General features: G+C 60.2%; 1 protein-coding gene. It reads right to left on the minus strand.

Annotated elements, in window-relative coordinates; translation table 11 throughout:
• Window positions 1-19 precede the first annotated feature (19 nt).
• On the minus strand, window positions 20-261 hold a 242-nt coding region (locus SB772_RS42505; protein ID WP_410838834.1), incomplete at its 5' end, for a hypothetical protein.

Genomic DNA, 261 nt, shown 5'->3' on the forward strand with positions numbered 1-261 from the left:
GAAGAATACCACGCGTGGTTCAACCTGACGTAACGGGACGCGCAGCACCTTCGGCAAATGCCTCAAGTTCCGGATCGAAATCGATCTCCACGACGTTGTTGAAGACCGCCGTCGCCAGCATGATGCCTGCAAAGGCGACGAGATCGACGAGCACCTTGGCGGGATAGAGCTGCTTGAGCCGCTCCCAGATCGCCGCGGGGATCGCGTTCGAGTCTGCAACGATCGCGGTGCCGAAATCGGCAAGCAGGCGTTCCCTGTCTG

This window comes from Paraburkholderia sp. SIMBA_030 (assembly GCF_046535245.1).
Lineage (GTDB): Bacteria > Pseudomonadota > Gammaproteobacteria > Burkholderiales > Burkholderiaceae > Paraburkholderia.